1 protein-coding gene is annotated in these 365 nt (G+C 62.3%); it reads right to left on the reverse strand.

Annotation, left to right across the window (positions count from 1 at the left end; genetic code table 11):
• Positions 1-365, reverse strand: a 365-nt coding sequence (locus tag AB4Z45_RS33085; protein ID WP_441913840.1) for a hypothetical protein, incomplete at both ends; no start/stop codon positions are given.

The following is a 365-nucleotide window of genomic DNA, read 5'->3' on the forward strand; positions in this document are numbered from 1 at the left end:
GTCGCACCTGTTGCCCCAGCAGTTCCTGTCGCACCTGTTACACCATCGGCTCCTGTTGCTCCTGTGGAGCCTGTTACGCCCGTTGCTCCTGCTACCCCTGTCGCACCTGTTGCCCCAGCAGTTCCTGTCGCACCWGTTACACCRTCGGCTCCTGTTGCTCCTGTGGAGCCTGTTACGCCCGTTGCTCCTGCTACCCCTGTCGCACCTGTTGCCCCAGCAGTTCCTGTCGCTCCAGTTACACCGTCGGCTCCTGTTGCTCCTGTGGAGCCTGTTGCACCCGTTGCTCCTGCTACCCCTGTCGCACCTGTTGCCCCAGCAGTTCCTGTCGCTCCAGTTACACCGTCGGCTCCTGTTGCTCCTGTGGA

It is taken from the genome of Paenibacillus sp. MCAF9 (assembly GCF_052114265.1).
In the GTDB taxonomy this organism is placed as follows: Bacteria; Bacillota; Bacilli; order Paenibacillales; family Paenibacillaceae; genus Pristimantibacillus.